This window comes from Vibrio sp. OPT24, assembly GCF_015163545.1.
In the GTDB taxonomy this organism is placed as follows: Bacteria; Pseudomonadota; Gammaproteobacteria; order Enterobacterales; family Vibrionaceae; genus Vibrio; species Vibrio cyclitrophicus.
On the sequence record NZ_JADDYI010000022.1, the window covers coordinates 137,960 to 157,664 of the forward strand.

The following is a 19,705-nucleotide window of genomic DNA, read 5'->3' on the forward strand; positions in this document are numbered from 1 at the left end:
ACCAATTGAAGAACACAAAGACGATTACCCAGACGACTACGATAAATCCCATGAGAAAGAAATGACGGCGAAAGAGATTTTCTTTAAGTACGTTTTCTCTAACAAGTTGTTGTGGTCAATCGCGATTGCTAATGCGTTTGTTTACCTTATTCGTTATGGTGTACTTGATTGGGCTCCGGTCTACTTGAAAGAAGCAAAAGACTTCTCAGTAGATAAATCTTCTTGGGCTTACTTCTTGTATGAGTGGGCGGGTATACCTGGCACGCTATTGTGTGGTTGGATTTCAGATAAATTGTTTAAAGGCCGACGCGCACCTGCAGGTATCTTATTCATGGTTTTGGTTACTATCGCTGTATTAGTTTATTGGCTAAACCCAGCAGGTAACCCAACGATTGACATGTTGGCGCTGATTGCAATTGGTTTCCTTATCTATGGTCCGGTAATGCTCATCGGCTTATACGCGCTAGAGCTTGCTCCTAAAAAAGCTGCAGGTACAGCGGCAGGCTTAACAGGTCTGTTTGGTTACTTAGGTGGTGCGGTTGCTGCAAACGCAGTGCTTGGGTTTATGGTTGACCATTACGGTTGGGATGGTGGTTTCATTATTTTGGTGGGCGCTTGTATTGCATCATTAATTTGTTTGCTTTATGCCTTCATGGGTGAGCGAGCACATCATAAACAAAAAAATCTTGAAAAAGAGAAAGAAGCGTTAGCTTAACGGCTCTTTAACCTAATAAAACAACGTCAATAAATCAAAGAGGCAGGATATTCCTGCCTCTTTTCTATCAAAGGAATGGAAATAATGAAAACAACGTCAATGTGTATGACTCTTTTGGCATTGAGCTTATCAGCAAACGCATTTGCTGAACCTTTAGTGATTGCGCATCGCGGTGCATCAGGTTATTTACCTGAACATACGTTGCCTGCCAAAGCACTTGCCTATGCAATGAAACCTGACTATATCGAACAAGACGTGGTGATGACCAAAGACGATCAATTGGTGGTGTTACATGATCACTATTTAGATAGAGTCACCGATGTTGCTGACCGCTTTCCAACACGAGCACGCGCTGATGGCCGCTACTATGCCATTGATTTTACGCTTGCCGAGATCAAATCATTAAAAGTGACTGAAGGCTTTAACCTCGATGAACAAGGCAACAGAGTGGCAGGGTACCCAACACGTTTCCCTATGTGGCAGTCTGATTTCCGGGTCGCTACTTTTGCAGAAGAAATCGAGCTGATCCAAGGCTTAAACAAGACGCTCGGTTATGACGTAGGCATTTATCCTGAAATCAAAGCACCTTGGTTCCATCGTCACGAAGGCAAAGATATTTCTAAAGCAGTGCTTGCGACTTTACATCAATATGGTTACCTATCGAAAGGCGACAAAGTGTATTTACAGTGTTTTGATGCCAATGAACTTCAGCGTATCAATGATGAACTTATGCCGGCCATGGAAATGGATCTCAAGCTCGTTCAGTTGATGGCTTATACCGATTGGAACGAAACCATGACTTATAAAGGTGAGAAAGCGACGCCGTACAGCTACGACTGGATGTTTGAGAAAGGCGGCATGGCAAAAGTCGCTAGCTATGCTGACGGCATTGGTCCTTGGAAACCTATGTTGGTAGACGATGCATCGACCGAAGATAACATCATTATTAAACCATTGATGAAGTCAGCAAAAGACGCGGGCTTAGACGTTCACCCGTATACGTTCCGTGCCGATCCAGGAAGAATCCCAGCCTATGCTGATAACTTTGATGGTATGTTGGATGTCTTTTACAACCAAGTTAAAGTCGATGGCGTGTTTACCGACTTCCCAGACAAAGCGGTAGAGTTCCTTAACCGTTAATTCCCTTCCAGTTACGAAGCACTAATAACGAGATACGAAGAGCTAAAAGTAAAACTTAAAAATGCTTTTAGTTCTTCCTTGTGAGCCTCGTTCTCACTGTAATTACCATTTTGAAATTCCTAGGTTTACACCAATCTCTCCCCTTGATAGCTTACCAACATTACAGTCTGTTATTTCTCACTACAGTCTGTTATTTCTCACTGACTGAACCTTATATTCAAACTGGAAAAATCATGGAAGAAAGAAGCAAAGATTATCTCGATAGTTACCTCAATACATTGCCAACCGAAGTGGCTTCTCAATATACGTCTTTTAGTTCCGACTATTACTGCGCTGATGAATACAACGCCAATCTCTGCGCTCAGTTGATTCTCAAAGGCGAAAAACAGGCGTCTTGCAGCCTTGAATATTGGTACAGCCATGAAGGGGAAGCGATGCCTGTCGTAGGGCATTTGCAAGTCGTCACTGATTGGGATGGCAAGCCAGTTTGTATTGTAGAGATTACTTCAGTCTCACAGTGCAAATACAACGAAGTCACTGCTGAATTTGCTGCCGCGGAAGGTGAGGGTGATAAAACACTCGAATGGTGGAAAGAAGCGCACTGGAACTTCTTCTCGCGTGAATGTGAAGAGCTCAAAATATCGCCAGCTGAAGACATGTTACTCGTATTAGAGCGCTTCAAAGTGGTTTATCAATAAAGGGTATTTTGTTGATTCACAATACGTGAAATTTTGTGTTTAGGAGATCGTGCTCAATAAACAGCAACAAGGTTGACCACAATGAGCCTAACTGTTCGAGAAGTTCTTATAAGCTCGCTTGAGGGCTAGATAATTCATCGCATGCAGGAGGCAAGATGAACAATATTACAAAGCAAATCGATCTAACAAAAATCGTGTTATTCGACTGGGGCAATACGCTGATGGTCGATTTCCCAGATGCACAAGGGAAGATGTGTGACTGGGAGAGAGTTAAAGTGGTCGAGTGTGCTCGGGAAATACTTTGTGAACTATCTAAAACCCACCAGCTTTATGTTGCGACTAACGCATTAGACTCAAGCGAGCAAGACATCATCAAAGCTTTTGAACGAGTAGGGCTCACTCGGTATTTATCGGGTTATTTTTGCAAAGCTACCCTTGGCTTATCTAAATACGACTCGGATTTTTATCCCGCCATCATTTCTAAGCTTGGTGTTGAACCTCAAGATATCACCATGGTAGGTGATACATTAGAGAAAGACATTTACCCAGCACTTGAAGCGGGTTTGCAAGCGGTGTGGTTGAACACTAGTCGAGTTGATTTTAAGTCAGAGCCCCCCCGTATCGTGCAAATTAAAAACCTAAGCGAACTGTTGGAGAAGCGCGATTAACTCTCTGAAATTCAGCCTAGATAAAGCACTTGTCTGTTTTGACGTCAATCTCCCATCTCTTTGTTGTTTAATCCTTTAAGCTAACTCTAGTTTCCACTATGAGGGCTAGATTATGAGTATCGAACGTCACGGAATATCGGTTGGAATTGAACGTGTTAACGGTGAAACCATTGTTGTGTTTAAAGCGAAAGGAAAACTCACACACAATGATTACCAAGCAATGATACCAATTCTAAATACAACATTAGAAGAACTCGATTCATCTGAACTTAAGATGCTGGTCGATATATCATCTTTAACAGGTTGGGAGTTGCGGGCTGCTTGGGACGATTTCAAATTGGGATTAGAGCTCAATTCGAAGATAGACAAAATTGCTATTTACGGCGATAAAAGTTGGCAAGAAATGGCATCAAAAGTCGGCAGTTGGTTTGTGTCGGGTGAGATTAAGTCATTTGAAGATCACGACTCTGCACTTAAGTGGCTAGTCGATTGATCCTATTCGCAGACAGTTATAGATCAATCTGTAAACAACACTAATGACAGTTGACGCTCATTGTCTCGAAAGCTGTCATTTTTCATTTTGGCTATGATAATTCCTATTCGACTCCATAGAGTATATTCATTCCAGCGTGTAACATACCCAGGCTTTGTTTGGTCGAGAGTAATAGTGTGACCAGATTCAGTAAAACGAGAACTAAAACAAAAATAAGGTCTAACGACATGCATAAGGTAATTGATAAGCTGGCTTGGATATTCATCAAAGACGGCAAGTTGTTGATGGTGAGATCAAAAGGCAAAGAACTATTCTATCTACCGGGTGGTAAGCGTGAAGCTGGCGAAAGTGATGAGCAAGCACTAGTTCGCGAAATCAAAGAAGAGATCTCTGTCGATTTAGTGTCAGACTCCATTAAATACGTTGAGACCTTTACAGGCCAAGCTGATGGCAAAGCGGAAGGCGTATCGGTGCAATTGACTTGTTATCTTGCTGATTATACTGGCGAACTGTCTCCAGATGCTGAAATCGAAGAGCTTAAGTTTGTTGATGGTAACGACAGAGCGGTATGCTCATTGGCAGCACTGGTTGCGCTTGATTGGTTAGAAGCGAACCAGTATTTGGCTTAAGGTTTTAGCATCTATCAGCTGTATTAGTGCTAATTAGCTAATGTTGCAGACTGATCTTTAAAAGATCATCACTTAAGAATAGCTTGAAGGGCGGCTGTCTTTCATCAATAGATCGAGTTTCCTTTGAGCTTTCTTCGTGTCTTGTAAATCCACTACCTCAATCATTTCACACTCATCTCGTACCATCTCATTAATCAGGCTTGGATAATGTCTGCAATCTTCTGGTCGGTCTAAATAGATGCTACAGGTGTACCTGGCTTGAGCCTTGGTATCTTTCGTCGGAACCAGTTCCAGAAAAGGGCAACGGCTTAAACGTTCACCAGATTCAGGGTCGAACCAGATCTCGCTTCCACGAACATATTCAAAGATGTCTGGATTGAACAACTCCCACAAATCAATCTCTTCTTGCGTTGCGGCAAGGTCGCCATCTCCGTATTTGATACAGCATTTCCCGCATTGATTACAATTTTTCATTAGTGACTTCATTGGTTGGTGAGCTTTTGTCATTTTACCACTGATAGGCGTGGCACGTTGCCTTAGTTGTTCATGCTTATACCGTTAAGGGGCGCGAACTTGGAATAGCGATACTTAAAATTAATTTATCTATGCACGACCACTCCAATCAAAGCTGTAAACAGTGATACAATTTGTGCCTCTCACGTTATTCAAGCAAAGGCATCAAAATGAGAACGGTATACACCACCGAAGGCAACATCAACGCAAAGAAACAAAAAGACGCTTACCCAAAGCTCGCTTTATGTGACAAGTGCATAGGTGATTATGTGGTTATCGAGCAAGGTGAACGAACTTATAAGCCTTGTGCTAAATGTGGTGCCGACGATTAATGCGCCTTGATAAATACCTATGTAAAAGCACTGAACTAACCAAGCCTGAAGCGATTGAACGCATCCGTAATAGCGAGGTGAATGTAAACAGTGAGACTGTCACCGACGAATCGACTCAGGTTCACGAAAGCAACACCATCTTGTTAAACAGCACGCCGCTTCATTTACGTGAATTTCGTTACCTCTTAATGCACAAGCCTGCGGGTACTATTTGCTCCAATATCGACGAAGTCTATCCCTCGCTGTTCAACTACATCGAGATAGGCAAAGTATCAGAATTGCACATAGTAGGGCGCTTAGATGCTGACACCACAGGCTTAGTTTTGATTACCGATGATGGGCGATGGTCATTCAATATTACGCTGCCAACCAAGTCATGTAAGAAGGTATACCGCGTGACATTGTCACGAGATATCAAAGATGATGTCGCTGATAAGTTCAAAGCGGGCATTCAATTGCAAGGCGAACAAAAACCGACGCGTCCGGCAGAGCTTGAAGTGATTACCAGTAAAGAAGTGCTGTTGACTATTACAGAAGGTAAGTTTCATCAAGTAAAACGAATGTTTGCTGCGGTAGGGAATCGAGTTGTTGGTCTTCACCGTGAACAGATTGGTGATGTTCGTTTAGATGTTGAAGTAGGTCAGTGGCGTTATCTAACCAAAGCCGAAGTCGACTCATTTCAGCAGGGCTCGGAATAAATGTTTTAATCTCTTAAAGCGAGTTAGCATCAGAATATCAATACTATAAGGATGTAGGATGTAGGATGTAGGATGTAGGATGTAAAACCTCAAAGTCTCAGAAATTAAGTCTTTCGTACCCGCGAAAGACCTCAGTTTATCTAAGCGTTTTTACCAGTCAATCGGCTTTGAAGTTATGTCTGAATTTCACGATATTTACGACATGGCAGTTGTGCCTTCCTTCTGCAAAACTTTTATGAACCTGCGCATTGTCACAATTACATGATGCACTTGCTGGTTGAAGACGTAAAAAGTTGGTCTCAAGACATCCAAAACTCTAATGTAGTGTCGGAATTTTAAGTTACCGTTTCCGAGGTTGTTGAGCAGCCTTGGGGAATGCTTGAGTTTTGTATCATTGACCCAAGTAGTGTCCCATTTATTTGTTTATAACGACAGTATCAACGCTCAACAGTTTTACGAAAAGCTGGGCTGGTTTCCACGTGACGAAGTTCGAATGTATTCATTTAATAGTTCTAGTAACAGCAACGTTTAACATTATGAATATATTTAACTGATTCAATATGCGTGGCATTTTTGGCCCAATTCAGTGTTCGTTCATGGCCTAATGAGTTAGGCTAGGTCACAACGTTACCCATATATTACACGGGTGAATTAGGGACTTTCAGTTAAGGAGATCAAATGTACCAGGGAAGTTGTTTGTGCGGTTCAATACCGTTGTCATTAAAAGGCGTCCTGGTTTATTGGTTTCAAGGTAAGGATTATTTATGCAGAAAATGGAGTTTGTAAGAGTCCTACTGGTAGAAAAGGGCGTGAAACCTCAATTAACGAATCCATACTTTTACCTATGGTGGAAGTTACTTCGTATTGAAGCGAAGTCTCGGGTATTTGAAAGCCCGTTTAAGTTGTTTTTTCTTCAAGCTATATTTGGCTCTGTTTTTTGGGGTGGATTTATGTGGTTGTTATTTTGGCAGTTTGAAGGTTTCACAACATTCCAAGTGTATTGCTCTTTGTTCTTCGGTTTATGTACCGGGTTATGCTCTACTCTTGAGGTGGCTAGAGCACGACGGAAGTATGGGCTCAGCACACTAGAACGGTGGCTTGAACAGAATAAACTCACAGAGAACTAACAATACACTGAGGTATAAAATTTTGAAGAAGTTAATAGCGTTTATTGCCTGTTCCAATCTTGTCACGTTTGGATCGATTTATGTGCTTGAGTGGCAGTTTGGTTATCTCTCTATTCACTTTTTAAGTGACTACGCATTTTATACGATGCTGGTTCTCCTTGGGTTAGGAACGTTGTTTTCATTTACTGGACATACCGTTGGATATAGTGATCCAAGCAATGTGGCAGGAGTGACTGCGAGTAGTCTGATCGATAATGATTCAGCCAAAACGACGGTAGTGAATAAGTTGGAAAACACGAACTTAGGAAGCCGTTTCTTGATCGCCAGCTTAGTACCTCTGGTTTTTTGTGTGTTTGCATAACTTTATTGTTCCGCTGCCTATTAACGGGAGTTGAGCTAATAATATCGCTAGGCTCATTCTGTATTTTTTAAATGAATCCAATTGACATGTTACTTCCAATATATGAAAGTGGCTGTATGAAAACTAGTCTAAAGCACGTTAATTACCGAATTATCATCATTCCATAGAATGGTGGGATTCGATACGCTCTAGACTAATCAACCCACCCGTAAAGGTGGGTTTTGTGTATCTATCTTTCGGGGAAATAGACTCTTGGAGAAGTTTACATGAAAAAAGTAGCCGTTTTTGGTAAGCCAGGCAGTGGAAAATCGACAGTAAGCAAAGTACTTGCTTCTGTTACCAATTTGCCACTTCATCAATTGGATTCCTTGGTATACAAACCAAGTGGTGAATTAGTCGATAAAGAAGTATTTAAAGACATTCACGATAAGATAATCAATTCAGAAACTTGGATCATGGATGGGTTAGGGCCGATCAGTTTGTTCTATCAACGTTTAGAAGAAGCCGACACGCTTGTGTATATCGACCTTCCGTATTCAGTCAGTTATTGGTTCGTCGCCAAGCGTTTGCTAAAAGGGTTATTCGTCAAACCAGAAGGTTGGCCTGATGGAAGCTCTATTTTTAAAGGCACATTACAAAGCTACAAAATACTAAAATTGTGTCCAAAATTTTGGAACGATGACTTTATGTTAAAGGTACTTGGAAAGTCGCCTGAGAAAGAAGTTCATGTAATCAAAACTGTTGCGGAGTTAAATGATTTTGTATTGAAGTGCATGATTAAGGAACATCGATGAGAGTGCCGTTTCAAGTATCTAATGAACCTCGGCCATCGAATGAGCATACAGAACTTCGTTGGTTCTGCTACCAAGAGGCTTGCCGGCTCTTAGAGTATGATTCTAATCGCATCGCCTTATGGGAAGCTTATGAAAGGATTAAAAACGAGGTCAACTAAGTAATTATCGGTTTTGAGTCCGAATCAGCACATTTTTGCTATGCATCACTATTCGTTCTTAATTATTTATAAGATGTTAGTGGGAGGATTTATAAGTTGATAATATATAATCTACACTATATTGTTGATTGGCTTATATAAATGCTTGATAACAAATACATTAAACACCCGTACAACTGCGAGAAGTGCAACGCTTTGACGCCTCACCTCCCAATAACCAAACCTGACGATTCTGCATCAGAAATGAAGCAATTTAAGTTTGGTATGTTGATCGAGTTCTTGATGACGACACTGTTTAAATCAGACTCTCATTCTAGCAGTTTCTTTGTTGAAGAAGAGCAACAATACGAATGTGAAAAATGCAACACAACATCGTGGCATTAATGTGTCGATGAGGCTTGTGGCTTTTATGATTGAAGGGTTTAGACGGGGCTGAGTGATGAACAAGAAAGGTGAGCCTCTGGGCAAATTGAGTATTGAAACGTGTCTATACTGGTATTGGTTGTGCTACTTACCTTAAAGTGGCGTTAGAAATGATGTGTTTAACTAGGCTAACTCTCAGAGGTAACAATGAAAAAATTACTATCACTAGGCGCCGTTTTACTTGCGGCATCATTTTCAGTCGCCGCTTCTGACGGTTTGATTAAGTACCAAAGTAATTACTCGGTAAAAGAAACCGCTGACCGTTTTGAAAGTATCGCTAAAAGCAAAGGCTTAACGTTGTTCGCAAGAATCGACCATCAGAAAAACGCGAGCAGTGTTGATCTTGAATTGAGACCAACCGAAGTTATTATTTTTGGAAACCCTAAGGTTGGTACGCCATTGATGCAGTGCCAGCAAGATGTGGCGATTGATTTACCACAGAAAGTGCTTGTAACCGAAGATTCGAATAAGAAAGTCTGGTTGTCTTACAACGATCCTAATTACTTGATGGAACGTCATGCTATTAACGGCTGTGATGAGGTGATTAAGAAAATATCAGGTGTGCTGAGTAAATTATCGGAAGCGACAATCGCTAAGTAATGATGATTTCGAGCCTGAAACCTTGTTTAACGCCATTCAGTTAAACTGCTTAGACAAGAAGTGAACGATGAAGCCCACCCAATATGGTGGGTTTCTTATAGAGTGTAGGTTTTACTTTGCACGTCATCAGGAATAACGAAATAGGGACATCATGACATTACGAGTAGTACCTGAACTTTATTGTTTAGATATAGAGGTGAGTAAGTCATTCTTTGTGGAAGTGTTGGGTTTTTCGGTTAAATACGAACGTCCAGAAGAAGCCTTTGCTTATCTGACTCTGGATGGTGTCGATGTCATGCTCGAAGGGCTTAATGGCGATAGTCGTAAGTGGATTACAGATAAGCTAGAAGTACCGTTTGGGCGAGGGGTAAACTTTCAATGGGATGTGTCGGACATCGATACCTTGTATCAACAAGTTAGTGACCAGTCTAAAGCGTCTATTTACTTAACATTAGAGTCTAAATCGTACTCATGCGATGACCGTGTCGTGATTCAAAAGCAATTCATTGTTCAAACGCCAGATGGCTACTTATTTCGATTTTGTCAGGACCGCCATTGAATTGATGCCTTTGGCATAGATCTTCGGCCAACATTCACAATGCGATTAAAACAACATAAGTAAACGATTAAAGGAATACTCCGACATGTACGGGAGTGAAGAAACCAGAGCATTTTGCTGTAATTGCAAAGTACTGACTCGTCATAAATACACCATGTTTAGTAACCAAGTTCAAAAAGCACCTCAAGAAGCAAAGAAACCTGGATTGCTTGGACTGATTTTATCGTCGTTAGCCTCAAGTGGTGGAACTGGTGACTACAAATGCACAAAGTGTGGTACTAATTTACGTACTCCCGATAACCTTGATTAACGTCTTTTGATGGCTAGTTTCTTGGTTACTCAGTTTAGAGTTCTAGACAAATGTTGTGCCAAAGTCGAACAATAAACAAAGTGTTTATTATAAAAAGGACATAAAAAAACAGGCAGATCTTGTGATCTACCCGTCTTTTAATCGCTAATCTCAATCACAGTCTTGGTTATTGAAATTCAGAACGCTTAAGCACAGCACTTCTTGTATTTCTTGCCGCTACCACATGAACATGGATCGTTACGATTAGGTGTTTTTTCAAACGTCATCGTTTTTGGCTTGTTTAATAGCGTATCTAGTTCAAGCGTGTTTTCTTCTTTGTTTGCATCTACTGTAATGTTTACAAAGATAGCGCTGTTTGCTGCTAGAGCTTCAACTTCTGCTTTACGAGCTTCAGTTTGAACCATTACTGCGATTGGTGACTCTTCAGTACCCGCTTTAACATCGCGGTTTACGTTGTAGCCAGCAAGAACGTGATTTTGTCTTGTCTCGATACGGCCTTTGAAAAATAGTTTCGACATTGGGTACTCATTACAAATTGGGATGACGCTATTCCAACGGGAGAGCGTTATAGAGCGGGGGATTATACTGATATATTGAAATTGATAAAGCAGTGATGTGAATGTTCTTTTAGCGGTCAGAGCGGAAGTGCGTGTAATCATCATATTGAGATACTTCGCTACATTGAGCTAATTAAGGAAGAGCAATGAAACCAAAGCAAGTGGTACTTGGTTTTTGGGACGCAATGAGGACCAATGATTTTGCAAAGGCGAGTGAATGGTTGGCAGACGATTTTCAAGGACATTGGCCTCAGTCGTCTGAGTTGACGACTGGTCGAAGCAACTTTACAGCAATCAATTCTGAATACCCAGCTAACGGAGTTTGGGAGTTCGAGCTCAACTCGATTGTCTGTGAAGGTGATACGGTGGTGACGGATGTCTCGGTCACTGACAGCGTATTGAAAGATCGCGTGATTACTTTTCACACGGTTGTCGATGGCTTGATTCAAAAGCAAACGGAGTTTTGGCCAGATCCATTTGAAGCGCCAGCGTGGCGATCACAGTGGGTTCAGATTGTGACGAACAATCAGGCTATATCGAACAATCAGCTTGCATCGAATAATAAAGTTGCGTTGAATAATAAAGGCGCGTCGAATAAGTAAGCATTAGGAGATTTCATTGAACAAGGTAGTAATAGTAACGGGCGGGAGCCGAGGCATTGGCGCAGCGACGTCGAAACTGTTGGCCAATAAAGGCTATGCGGTATGTGTTAACTTTATTCACAACGAAACAAGAGCCGAAGATCTGGTTAATGAAATTCGTGAACAGGGTGGAACTGCTATCAGCGTACGTGCGGATGTGTCTGTTGAATCAGACGTCAAATCCTTGTTTGAGATCGCTCGTAATAAACTAGGCCCTGTAACTCATTTGGTTAATAACGCCGGGATTTTATTTACCCAATCAGCATTGGTTGATATCGAATTAGACCGCTTTGAAAAGGTCATGAAGTCGAATGTATCGAGCTGCTTTTTATGTAGTAAAGCCTTTATCAAACAAGCTGGAGACGCAGGTTCGATTGTGAATGTATCCTCTGCAGCATCTCGAACCGGTGCACCATTTGAATATGTCGATTATGCTGCTTCGAAAGGTGCGATGGATTCATTGACCAAAGGTCTGTCGCTTGAGCTAGCGTCCCGTAATATCCGAGTTAATGGTGTAAGGCCAGGGTGTATTTATACCGAAATGCATGCAGACGGTGGAGAACCTGATCGCGTTGACCGATTAGCGGCACAATTGCCATTACAACGTGGTGGTACGCCAGAAGAAGTTGCGAACTCAATAGCGTGGTTATTATCAGACGAAGCTTCCTATGTGACAGGTTCGTTTATAGATATTGCAGGTGGGCGATAGAGGCCAGCGTCCATAACATTCAGAGAACTCAGTTAACCATCAATAGGCCATTAAAAGTACCAAACTAAAAGAATGAAACTAAGAGTACAAACATGAAAAACTATTTTGAAAGTCCGTTTGTTGGTAGATCACTGAAAGAGCAAGTGACCAACCCGAATATCATCGTCGGTGAGCACAGTTATTATTCAGGCTATTACCATAATCACAGTTTTGATGACTGTGCACGTTACTTGTTGCCTGATAGAACTGATATCGACAAGCTAATTATTGGTCGTTACTGTTCAATTGGCTCTGGTGCTGTATTTATGATGGCGGGCAACCAAGGCCACCAAAATCAATGGGTGAGTACCTTCCCATTCTTCTATCAAGACGATGAAAAGTTCGAACGTGCGGTTGATGGTTTTGAACGTTCTGGCGACACCGTGATAGGTAATGACGTTTGGATTGGCACAGAAGCTATGATCATGAGTGGCATTAAAGTCGGTGACGGTGCCATTATCGCAAGTAGAGCTGTTGTTACGAAAGACGTCGCACCTTATTCCATTGTCGGTTCAAACCCAGCACGTCATATTCGCTATCGTTTCAATGAGACTGAAATGGCTCAGTTGTTAGAAATGAAATGGTGGGAATGGAGCGAAGAACAAATCAAAGGCGCAATGTCGCTAATGTGTTCTTCAGAAATTGGTGGTTTGTACCATTATTGGAAAGGATTCTTGAAGCCTTAAATTGTCGTTCACAGATGAAATGTGAATGGTGAGAACGAGATTAAATTTAACAAATTACTCAATAATCTGATTATGGCAATGCGATTGTGATACGAGTAACTTATTGATTGTAAAGATATTGAATAGTATGGCATGTCGCATTAGCGTGGTGGATGAATTGGAAGGGTATTATGATTAGTTGCAACGATTACGATTATATTGAGATTGTGTGTATGCACCGATACCCAATCAAATTAACGCTGAAATCTGGCGAGCAGATTGAATGTGTCGGATTAGATACTCAACGCAATGATAGCCGTGAAGAGTGCATTAAGGTCAGTATTCAAGGTGTAGAACAACTTGTCATACTCACAGACCTTTCCACACTAGAAGTTTGTGTCGACAACCCTCATTTTCAGCAGATTTCATTCAAAACGTCATAGGCTTTCAAATGAATAACACCATAGAACAATGCTATTGCACCGCATGCCGAGAAGATACACAGCACGTTGTGGTGTTGGTCAGAAAGACGAGTGCGTTTGCAGAGAAACCTAACCAAAAGCGAAGCGAGTTTTGGGCAGGCATGATAAAAGGTTGGTTTCTTGGCCCATTTATCGCATCTATGGACGAATTTTCTCGTCATATAGTGTGTGAGAAGTGTGGTCATAAAGAGATTGAAGATTAGGTATCGATTCAATATGCTCAAACCATCGTTGGCTTAGGAATAAAACGAATGAAAGTAGAAACGATTGAAGCCGTAAAGGCGTATGGGTTTTCAGTAAGAACCACTAATCAGGATGAGGTTGACCCAACTAAAGCGAAGATAGGTCAATTGTGGCAGGGCTTTTTTGATCAGGCTTTTCCCAAACTGACGCCGGATTCAAAAGTGTACGGTGTCTACACTAATTACGAGTCTGATTTTACGGGTGAGTTTGATGTTATCGCGTGTGCTAATGCGTTAACGGATCAAGACTTAAATAATCTTATTGAAACCAAGATTGAAGCAGGCAAATATCTGACGTTTTCTGCTGAAGGTGAACTTCCTCAAGCGGTCATCGATCTATGGGGAGAAGTGTGGACGTATTTCAACTCACCTGATTGTTCACACGTTCGAACTTACACGACAGATTTTGAATTCTACAAAGGCGAAACTGAAGTCGAGATTTCGATAGCGATTCAGTGATCAGTTTAAAATAAACAACAGGCTTAACTTAGGTTGTGTTACTAGTTAGGAGATGGTGGTAGCCGGTCAAGAGACTACGGCCATCCGTTAAGCCTTTGAATATATTTTAATTACAAAGAAGATACAGTGTCACGTAATTATCTTAATACTTACGCTTATCTAACCCTGAATTCCCCTAGAGTACCTCAAATACCCTTAAGTCACCCAAAAACACAATCTTGCTTGGTTTCATTCCACAAAGGGTATTGCTTCATGACTTGGGTGTAGAGCTTACTTTCCAAGTGCGCTCTTAACCAACGTCCTACGTTTTTGTATTCAGATTGTACAAACCACTTCTTTTCGACCCGCACAAACTGGCTGACAAAAGGCATTACCGCAAAATCGGCCAAGCTTGGGGTTACTCCAAAAAAGTAGGTCTGATCGGTGAGTAGCACTTCTAATTGATTAATGAACGCTTCGCAGGCTTGTCGACGTTGTTCAACATCGATGTTTCGATAACGAACCGACGCGCGATACTTTTCTAAGTGGCCAATAAAATCTTCATCGTTGGTTTTGATGAGCTGGTGGACTTGTTCGCTCAGTGTTGGATTACTTGAACGAAGAAGATCTTGAGGATCGTTTTGTTGAAGAGCCCAGTTCATGACATCTATGCTTTGTTCAATGATGTGTCCATTTGGCAACACCAAGACCGGAACGGTACCTTTTGGCGAACTGGTTAATAGTTCGCTAGGCTTGTCTTTGGTAATGATTTCCCTGAGTAACACTTTTTGCTGTGATAGTGCGATGCCCATTCGTCCGCGCATTGCGTAAGGGCAGCGACGTAAAGAATAAAGGATAGGTAAATCGGATTCGTTTGGCATTATTGAGGTCATTTAGTTTGAAAAGTGTTGTTAGGTGGTAAAGAGATCGTGATGTAGGTAGAATACGCGGCTTAAAAATTATAAGTAAGTGAGCGACTTCAAAAATGAGCAGAAAGATTGAGTTATTAGCCCCAGGTGGCGATGTAGAGGCGATTAAAGCAGCTATCGTGGCCGGTGCCAATGCAGTTTATTGCGGTTTAGACACCTTCAACGCTCGTAACCGAGCCTCTAACCTGTCGTTAGATGAGTTGAATGGTGTGATTCGCCTTGCTCATGAATATGGCTGTGAAGTGTTTCTGACTCTTAACGTTGTGCTGCTGGAACATGAAATTAAGAGCATCACTAAACTGCTAAATCAATTAGTGAACACCAAACTAGACGGCATCATCGTTCAAGATCTTGGTTTGTTCGATTTGGTGAAAAAGCATTTCCCATCATTAGATGTTCACGCGTCGACTCAGTTAACAACGCACAACGAAGGCCAGATTAAGTTCTTGTCTAAAATTGGCGCAACACGCGTTAACTTGTCTCGAGAGTTGAACCTACCTGAAATCAAGATGCTGACAGAAGTAGCACATGATCACGATGTACTAACCGAAGTGTTCGTACACGGTGCTTTGTGTATCGCATTCTCTGGTCAATGTTACTCAAGCTCTGTAAGTGTGGGTAACTCAGGTAACCGTGGCCGTTGTAGCCAAGCGTGTCGTGATGAATACGAAATCACCAATGCGGGCAACAAGTTCCCACTTAACTTGAAAGATAACTCCGCTTACTACGACCTACCTGAACTGGTTGACGCAAAAGTTGACTCGTTGAAAGTAGAAGGCCGTATTAAAGGCGCACACTACGTATACACAGTAGTAGATACGTGGCGCAAACAGATTGATAGCTTTGTAGAAAGTGGTTTGTTGATCGAAGATGATTCGAACCTGCACAAAGTATTCAACCGTGATTTCACCAACTCTTTCCTTAAGGGGAACCTAACGAAAGACATGTTCATCGATAACCCGCGTGACAACAGCATGAACTACGCCGTTGATAAAGCGACGAAAGAGAACAATGAAATCTCTGTTGTGCAAATTCAAGAAGTGACCAGCGATCTTTACGAAGCTAAGAATGCGCTAGGCAGCGAAATGCGCGACAAGATCGAGTTCCTTGATATTCGTAAAACACCCGTGTCATTGTCGTTTAGCGCGAAGCTTGGTCAACCATTCACGGTGACAGTGAACACATCAAAAGAGAACTTTACGGTTCAATCTAAATCGTTATTGATAGCGGCAAGTGAGAAGGCGATCGATCAAGAGCTACTTGAGAAGCGTTTTAAAACTGTGAAGAGTGCGGTTCATACACTAGAAAGCTACAACTTCGATAACCTTGATGCTGGCCTGATTGTTCCTTTGAAAGAAGTGTCCAATCTTAAAGATGAAATCGACTTTATTCTGAACGGTTCTGTAGAAGTAATTAAGCACGTTGAAGTGCCAGCACTGCCTCAGCACCCTAAAGTGAATGAGAAGCCGACTATGTCGATGCTTATCGCGGATGTGGAAGACTTGCACCTATGTGATGTGACTGACGCAGATGTTTACTTCAAACTGCCGGAAAGCTTCAAGAAGCGTTGCAACAAGTACATCGATATCTTGGCCGAAAACCCACGTTTGATCCCTTGGTTCCCTGCAGTATTGATCGGTAAAGACTACGACGAAGCTGTTCGTATTCTTGAAGAGATCAAGCCAGCTCGCATCGTGACCAACAACACGGGTATTGCTTACAAAGCTTACGAGATGGGTATTGAGTGGGTTGCCGGCCCGTTCATGAACACAACCAACTCTCACGCACTGGTTACTCTGAAAGAAGAGCTTAACTGTGCAGGCGCATTCATTTCGAACGAGATCAACAAAGGTCAGATTCGTCATATTCGCCGCCCAGAGAACTTCAAACTGTTCTACAGCATCTACCACCCAATCTTGATGATGACTAGCCGTCAGTGTTTCTTCCAAAGAACCGTCGGTTGTAACAAGCCAAGCATCGAAGCGGGTTGTATGTTGAAATGTGAGAAAGCGACCACGATTACTAACGTTAAAGGCATCTCTTTCGCGGTTGATAAGCAGAAGGGTGGCTACCCAAGCATTTACAACCACGAGCAGTTCTTAAACCATGACGCTGTAACGGATTTCTCGGGCCTGTTCGACGAGTTCTTCATCGACCTAACCAACATCGGTGCAGGTTCTAAAGAAGTACAAGACAAAGTAGAGCTGATTAAACACTTCCAAGGTTTGATTGATGGCGTTGATGGTTCACAACAGAACCTAGAGCAGCTAGTCGAAATTCGTACTAACGCTCAATACATTCAAGGTCTATAGCGTTCAAGGTTTATAGGATTAAAGGTCTATAAGCTCCAACGTTTATAGCTAAAAGCTTATAAGTCCAGAAGACCAAACAAAAAGCCACTCAATCGAGTGGCTTTTTTGTATCTGAGTATTCTTAATCGGCGAATGCGTTATTCCGTCACCGCTTCCTGTTTAAAGCATGGACTCTTTAATGTGTTCATCTTCTCGATTTCATTGGTTAAGCGCAACGAGAGCAGGGCTTTTTGGTTTGAAGCAAAATCAAACATCACGATGGTCGCAGTACCAACTGTCGTCAGTTTCTGTTGAGCCTTACTGACAATCGCGTATTCCATGGTGAATCGGTCGTCTTGAATGTCTGTAACACGAGAACCAATCATCAGCGTGTCTGGATAAGTGACCGGGCGGAAATATTTACAATAAGTGTCGCCAAGAACAGGGCCAACTTTGGTAATCGCCATCTCTTCCATCAGCTCGACGTGCTTGAAAAAGTCTAAGCGAGCGGTTTCGAAATAGCGAAAATATACGGCGTTATTAACGTGATTGAGTGCGTCCATTTCTCCCCAAGCGACAGGGATTTCTGTTACTACCGGGTAGTCAGATAATAGTGCTTCCATGCGAACTCTCTTATTGTTATTTACTTACCCTTCATCGGGATAAGTTGTTATTGGAATAAAAACCCTACCGTTAAATTAACAAAACTGCAACACGTGTGATTTAAGTTTTTGAAGCTTGAAACCACATAATGTCAGGGACTTAGTCTTCCATGACTTAATGACTAGCCCCTAGTTTACTTAATGATTTAAGCGTCTTTGATCTATAACTTATCGACTAAGGTGTTTGAATTGCAGCTCAACCAAGCGTTGGTACAATTCGCAGCTATTGATGAGCGACTGGTGGTCGCCGATGTCTACTAGCTGTCCTTTATCGAGTACTGCAATTTGGTCGGCGTGTTTAATTGTTGATAAACGGTGCGCGATAATGATGGTCGTTCTGCCACGCATTAATTCTTCCAAAGCTTGTTGAACATGATGTTCACTTTCGCTGTCTAGCGCACTGGTTGCTTCATCCAATAATAGAATATTCGGGTCTTTTAAGATGGCTCGTGCGATGGCAATACGCTGACGCTGACCGCCAGACAATCTCACGCCACGTTCACCAAGAAAGCTGTGATAGCCTTCAGGTAAGTTCTGAATGAACTCGTGCGCATGCGCTTTTTTCGCCGCCTCGATAACTTGCTCGTCCGTTGCTTCTGGGTTTCCGTATCGGATGTTATGGAACACATCGTTACTGAACAGGGCGGGTTGCTGAGGAACTAACGCCATCTGCTTTCTTAATTCGTTCGGATCAAACTGATTCAGTTCAACACCGCCTAACGTCACTTTACCTACTTGTGGGTCGTAGAAACGTTGCAACAGTTCGAATAGGGTGGTTTTACCTGCGCCAGACGGGCCAACCAATGCCAATACTCTGCCTTCATGGGCAGTGAGCGTGAGGTTGCTTGTTGCGGGCTGGTCCGGCCTTGATGGGTAACAGAAGGTCACATCATCAAAAGCGACTTCTGGTGTCACGTTATCCAGTGACGTTGGGTTTTCTACAGGCGCAACAATGTGGCTTTCAACTTGTAGAATCTCGATCAAACGTTCTGTTGCGCCTGCAGCACGTTGCAATTCACCCATCACTTCAGAAATCGTACCTAGCGATGAAGCAACCATGATCGCATAGAAGACAAATGCAGCCAGATCACCCGCCGACATAGTGCCGCTAATAACATCACTGCCGCCAACCCAAAGCATGCCTGCAATCGCACTGAACACGATAACAATCACACCAGAGATAAGAATCGCACGCTGCTTTACGCGTTGGCGACCAATTTCGTAAGCCTTTTCTACTTCAATTGCGAATGATGCTTTCTCCTGTGCTTCTCGGCTGTAGCTTTGCACTGTTTTGATGTGTTCAATCGCTTCGCCAGCATAAGAGCCTACATCAGACATCGAATCCTGGCTTTGGCGAGAGAGAGCTCTCACACGTCGTCCGTATACCAAAATCGGGATCAAGATAAACGGAACAGAGGCCAACACGATCAGCGTTAGCTTAATGTTGGTCGCAAACAACATGATGATTGCGCCAATACACATTAGCGCGCTTCGCATCGCCATAGAAAATGACGAACCAATGATGCTTTGAAGCAGAGTTGTGTCGGTTGTGATACGCGACATGATGTCGCCACTGCCATTGGTTTCGAAGTAACTCGGGTGCAGCGTCACAACGTGGTTGAAAACCGATAGGCGAATATCCGCACTCACACGCTCCCCAACAGAAGAGACCAAATAAAAGCGGAAAAAGGTACCAATCGAGATTAATACCACGACCACCATGATGAATTGAATCGCACTGCCTAAATCTTCTAATGAACGTTGGCTAAACCCCTGATCGATAAGCAGACGAATACCGTGGCCAACAGACAGCGTTAAGCTTGCCGTAAAGA

General features: G+C 42.4%; 28 protein-coding genes and 2 pseudogenes. 25 read left to right on the top strand and 5 right to left on the bottom strand.

From position 1 onward, the window contains the following. The 6 genes from IQO02_RS22120 to IQO02_RS08255 form a co-directional block, all read left to right on the top strand. Positions 1-715: MFS transporter (locus IQO02_RS22120; RefSeq protein ID WP_228006028.1), on the top strand; the 715-nt coding region annotated here is incomplete at its 5' end. Between the two features lie 84 nt (positions 716-799). Further along, a complete protein-coding gene (gene glpQ / locus IQO02_RS08235) occupies positions 800-1,855 on the top strand; it encodes a glycerophosphodiester phosphodiesterase (RefSeq protein ID WP_016784463.1) in 1,056 nt (351 codons plus the stop codon). Positions 1,856-2,088: 233 nt separating this feature from the next. Continuing rightward, positions 2,089-2,553 carry an ASCH domain-containing protein gene (locus tag IQO02_RS08240; RefSeq protein WP_016788702.1) on the top strand — a complete coding sequence of 155 codons (465 nt, stop codon included), beginning with the start codon at positions 2,089-2,091 and terminating at the stop codon, positions 2,551-2,553. 155 nt (positions 2,554-2,708) lie between these two features. After that, positions 2,709-3,221, top strand: coding sequence for an HAD family hydrolase (locus IQO02_RS08245; RefSeq protein ID WP_016793525.1), 513 nt, complete (start codon positions 2,709-2,711; stop codon positions 3,219-3,221). Positions 3,222-3,333: 112 nt separating this feature from the next. Beyond that, complete coding sequence (locus IQO02_RS08250) at positions 3,334-3,714, top strand: STAS/SEC14 domain-containing protein (protein ID WP_010441092.1); 381 nt, start codon at positions 3,334-3,336, stop codon at positions 3,712-3,714. A gap of 227 nt (positions 3,715-3,941) precedes the next feature. Next, on the top strand, positions 3,942-4,343 hold the full coding sequence (locus tag IQO02_RS08255; protein ID WP_010441089.1) for an NUDIX hydrolase: 402 nt from the start codon (positions 3,942-3,944) through the stop codon (positions 4,341-4,343). Positions 4,344-4,415: 72 nt separating this feature from the next. On the opposite strand, the gene IQO02_RS08260 is transcribed toward IQO02_RS08255, so the two are convergent. Beyond that, a complete protein-coding gene (locus IQO02_RS08260) occupies positions 4,416-4,817 on the bottom strand; it encodes a YkgJ family cysteine cluster protein (protein WP_032546566.1) in 402 nt (133 codons plus the stop codon). Positions 4,818-5,026: 209 nt separating this feature from the next. On the opposite strand from IQO02_RS08260, the gene IQO02_RS08265 reads away from it, so the two are divergent. The 12 genes and pseudogenes from IQO02_RS08265 (at position 5,027) to IQO02_RS08310 (ending at position 10,218) form a co-directional block, all read left to right on the top strand. Continuing rightward, positions 5,027-5,188, top strand: a complete 162-nt coding sequence (locus IQO02_RS08265) for a hypothetical protein (protein WP_010441083.1) — start codon at positions 5,027-5,029, stop codon at positions 5,186-5,188. After that, positions 5,188-5,886, top strand: a complete 699-nt coding sequence (locus tag IQO02_RS08270) for a pseudouridine synthase (RefSeq protein ID WP_016799745.1) — start codon at positions 5,188-5,190, stop codon at positions 5,884-5,886. Before IQO02_RS08265 ends, IQO02_RS08270 begins: the two co-directional genes overlap by 1 nt. A gap of 103 nt (positions 5,887-5,989) precedes the next feature. Next, positions 5,990-6,315, top strand: a pseudogene (locus tag IQO02_RS08275) (glyoxalase). Continuing rightward, positions 6,296-6,418 (top strand): annotated as a pseudogene (locus tag IQO02_RS22550) (GNAT family N-acetyltransferase); the annotation flags it as partial. The pseudogenes IQO02_RS08275 and IQO02_RS22550, both read left to right, overlap by 20 nt. Positions 6,419-6,650: 232 nt before the next feature. Continuing rightward, entirely contained in the window at positions 6,651-7,013 is a 363-nt protein-coding gene (locus IQO02_RS08280) for a DUF6404 family protein (RefSeq protein ID WP_102282598.1), read from the top strand. A gap of 82 nt (positions 7,014-7,095) precedes the next feature. Beyond that, on the top strand, positions 7,096-7,374 hold the full coding sequence (locus IQO02_RS08285) for a hypothetical protein (RefSeq protein ID WP_016769253.1): 279 nt from the start codon (positions 7,096-7,098) through the stop codon (positions 7,372-7,374). Positions 7,375-7,640: 266 nt separating this feature from the next. Beyond that, a complete protein-coding gene (locus IQO02_RS08290; RefSeq protein ID WP_016793521.1) occupies positions 7,641-8,168 on the top strand; it encodes an adenylate kinase in 528 nt (175 codons plus the stop codon). Continuing rightward, positions 8,165-8,326, top strand: a complete 162-nt coding sequence (locus IQO02_RS22445; RefSeq protein WP_010441071.1) for an NUDIX hydrolase — start codon at positions 8,165-8,167, stop codon at positions 8,324-8,326. Before IQO02_RS08290 ends, IQO02_RS22445 begins: the two co-directional genes overlap by 4 nt. A 141-nt stretch (positions 8,327-8,467) precedes the next feature. Then, positions 8,468-8,710: a hypothetical protein gene (locus IQO02_RS08295; protein WP_016769255.1), complete on the top strand. Its 243-nt coding sequence runs from the start codon at positions 8,468-8,470 to the stop codon at positions 8,708-8,710. Positions 8,711-8,896: 186 nt separating this feature from the next. Beyond that, the gene (locus IQO02_RS08300) at positions 8,897-9,349 is read left to right on the top strand and encodes a DUF302 domain-containing protein (protein WP_010441067.1); all 453 of its coding nucleotides are present in this window, start codon (positions 8,897-8,899) and stop codon (positions 9,347-9,349) included. A 151-nt stretch (positions 9,350-9,500) separates the two neighbouring features. After that, complete coding sequence (locus tag IQO02_RS08305; RefSeq protein WP_010441065.1) at positions 9,501-9,908, top strand: bleomycin resistance protein; 408 nt, start codon at positions 9,501-9,503, stop codon at positions 9,906-9,908. Between the two features lie 85 nt (positions 9,909-9,993). Continuing rightward, a complete protein-coding gene (locus IQO02_RS08310) occupies positions 9,994-10,218 on the top strand; it encodes a hypothetical protein (protein ID WP_016769256.1) in 225 nt (74 codons plus the stop codon). A gap of 185 nt (positions 10,219-10,403) precedes the next feature. On the opposite strand, the gene IQO02_RS08315 is transcribed toward IQO02_RS08310, so the two are convergent. Beyond that, positions 10,404-10,736, bottom strand: a complete 333-nt coding sequence (locus IQO02_RS08315; RefSeq protein WP_010441062.1) for a PBPRA1643 family SWIM/SEC-C metal-binding motif protein — start codon at positions 10,734-10,736, stop codon at positions 10,404-10,406. A gap of 185 nt (positions 10,737-10,921) precedes the next feature. Between IQO02_RS08315 and IQO02_RS08320 the strand changes: the two genes are divergently transcribed. From IQO02_RS08320 to IQO02_RS08345, 6 genes are all read left to right on the top strand, one after another. Further along, complete coding sequence (locus IQO02_RS08320) at positions 10,922-11,377, top strand: nuclear transport factor 2 family protein (RefSeq protein WP_016793988.1); 456 nt, start codon at positions 10,922-10,924, stop codon at positions 11,375-11,377. A gap of 16 nt (positions 11,378-11,393) precedes the next feature. Further along, positions 11,394-12,125 carry an SDR family oxidoreductase gene (locus IQO02_RS08325; RefSeq protein WP_010441057.1) on the top strand — a complete coding sequence of 244 codons (732 nt, stop codon included), beginning with the start codon at positions 11,394-11,396 and terminating at the stop codon, positions 12,123-12,125. A 92-nt stretch (positions 12,126-12,217) separates the two neighbouring features. Next, the gene (gene catB, locus IQO02_RS08330) at positions 12,218-12,850 is read left to right on the top strand and encodes a type B chloramphenicol O-acetyltransferase (RefSeq protein ID WP_102282599.1); all 633 of its coding nucleotides are present in this window, start codon (positions 12,218-12,220) and stop codon (positions 12,848-12,850) included. 170 nt (positions 12,851-13,020) lie between these two features. Continuing rightward, the gene (locus tag IQO02_RS08335) at positions 13,021-13,272 is read left to right on the top strand and encodes a Rho-binding antiterminator (RefSeq protein WP_016788695.1); all 252 of its coding nucleotides are present in this window, start codon (positions 13,021-13,023) and stop codon (positions 13,270-13,272) included. Positions 13,273-13,280: 8 nt separating this feature from the next. Beyond that, entirely contained in the window at positions 13,281-13,514 is a 234-nt protein-coding gene (locus IQO02_RS08340; RefSeq protein ID WP_010441052.1) for a hypothetical protein, read from the top strand. Between the two features lie 48 nt (positions 13,515-13,562). Beyond that, complete coding sequence (locus tag IQO02_RS08345; RefSeq protein WP_016789561.1) at positions 13,563-14,012, top strand: GyrI-like domain-containing protein; 450 nt, start codon at positions 13,563-13,565, stop codon at positions 14,010-14,012. 200 nt (positions 14,013-14,212) lie between these two features. Here IQO02_RS08345 and IQO02_RS08350 read toward each other — a convergent pair whose 3' ends face one another. Then, a complete protein-coding gene (locus IQO02_RS08350) occupies positions 14,213-14,803 on the bottom strand; it encodes a glutathione S-transferase (protein ID WP_016793518.1) in 591 nt (196 codons plus the stop codon). A gap of 173 nt (positions 14,804-14,976) precedes the next feature. Between IQO02_RS08350 and IQO02_RS08355 the strand changes: the two genes are divergently transcribed. Further along, on the top strand, positions 14,977-17,232 hold the full coding sequence (locus tag IQO02_RS08355) for a peptidase U32 family protein (RefSeq protein WP_016793517.1): 2,256 nt from the start codon (positions 14,977-14,979) through the stop codon (positions 17,230-17,232). Between the two features lie 137 nt (positions 17,233-17,369). Here IQO02_RS08355 and IQO02_RS08360 read toward each other — a convergent pair whose 3' ends face one another. Together IQO02_RS08360 and IQO02_RS08365 are read right to left on the bottom strand one after the other, a co-directional pair. Further along, on the bottom strand, positions 17,370-17,834 hold the full coding sequence (locus tag IQO02_RS08360; protein WP_010441044.1) for an acyl-CoA thioesterase: 465 nt from the start codon (positions 17,832-17,834) through the stop codon (positions 17,370-17,372). 207 nt (positions 17,835-18,041) lie between these two features. Continuing rightward, a partial coding sequence (locus IQO02_RS08365) for an ABC transporter transmembrane domain-containing protein (protein WP_228006029.1) occupies positions 18,042-19,705 on the bottom strand: 1,664 nt, incomplete at its 5' end.